This window comes from Pseudomonas sp. NMI760_13 (assembly GCF_021283245.1).
In the GTDB taxonomy this organism is placed as follows: domain Bacteria; phylum Pseudomonadota; class Gammaproteobacteria; order Pseudomonadales; family Pseudomonadaceae; genus Aquipseudomonas; species Aquipseudomonas peradeniyensis.
In genome coordinates this window covers 1-1,267 of sequence record NZ_JAJSRC010000082.1, presented here as the reverse complement: position 1 = coordinate 1,267, position 1,267 = coordinate 1, and the positions used below count along the sequence as shown (strand labels likewise).

General features: G+C 67.2%; 2 protein-coding genes. Both read left to right on the top strand.

Going from position 1 to position 1,267, the window contains the following annotated elements; translation table 11 throughout:
- A partial coding sequence (locus LU671_RS29240; RefSeq protein WP_232857810.1) for a ShlB/FhaC/HecB family hemolysin secretion/activation protein occupies positions 1–597 on the top strand: 597 nt, incomplete at its 5' end.
- 32 nt (positions 598–629) lie between these two features.
- The coding region (locus LU671_RS29235) for a filamentous hemagglutinin N-terminal domain-containing protein (RefSeq protein ID WP_269806859.1) at positions 630–1,267 on the top strand (638 nt) is incomplete at its 3' end.

The window sequence follows — 1,267 nt, the reverse complement described above, 5'->3', positions numbered from 1 at the left end:
ATCAACCATGGCCGGCGCCTGGGCAATGCCTTCGTCAACCTCGACCTGGGCACCCAGGAGGGCATCGGCGCCTTCGACGCCCAGGACAACGGCCATCCACGCCCGGGCCAGCCGGTGGCGCGCTACCGCAAGTACAGCGCCACGCTCAGCTACGTGCAGGGTTTCCAGCTCTTCGGCGAGCGCCTGAGCTTCAGCAGCCTGGCCACCGGCCAGCGCAGCGAGGACGTACTGTTCAGCCCGCAGCGCATCAGCCTGGGCGGGCTGTCGTCGGTGCGCGGCCTCAAGGACCAGTCACTGTCCGGCGACAGCGGCGGCTACTGGCGCAACGACCTGCGCTGGACCCGCCCGGTGAACTGGCCGCTGCTGCAACCGCTGGTGGCCGAGTACGGCCTGGGCCTGGGCTACGACCTCGGGGTGATCCGCAACGATCGCTACAACGGCGAGTACCACGGCCGTGCCAGCAGCCACTCGCTGGAGCTGTTCGCCCGCGGCCAGCACATGGCCGCCAGCGTGACCTTCGCCCACAGCCTGGAACGCCCCGACGTGCTGACCGACAAGGAACGCCCGGTGTATTTCCGCCTGGATTTCTTCCTCTGATCCACCTGATCCCCTGACTTACGAGACCTGACATGGACGTCCGCCTGTTCGCCTTCCTGGCCCGCCAACGCTCGGCCGCCATTCAGCCTCGTGAGCGTTTCTGCGGGTTGCCCAAGCGGGGCCTGGCGTTCCTGCTGGCCAACGCCATGTTCTGGCAGCCATTCTGGGCGCAGGCCGCCGAAGGCGTGGTGGTCAGCGGGCCGGGCACCCGGCTGGACCAGGCGGGCAATGGCGTGCCGATCGTCAACATCGCCGCGCCCAATGGCAGCGGGCTGTCGCACAACCAGTTCAGCGACTACAACGTCGGCCAGCAGGGGCTGATCCTCAACAACGCCACCGAGCGCACCCAGGCCACCCAGCTGGGCGGGATCATCCTTGGCAACCCCAACCTCCACGGCCAGGCGGCCAATGTCATCCTCAACGAGGTCAATGGCGCCAACGCCAGTCAGTTGCGTGGCTATACCGAGGTGGCCGGGCATGCGGCGCATGTCATCGTCGCCAACCCCCACGGCATCACCTGCGATGGCTGCGGTTTCATCAATACGCCACAGGCCACGCTCAGCACCGGCAAGCCGGTGATCGAGAACGGCCAGCTGACCCGTTACCAGGTCGACCAGGGCCACATCGCCATCGAAGGCGCGGGGATCAATGCCAGCAACGTCGACAGCTT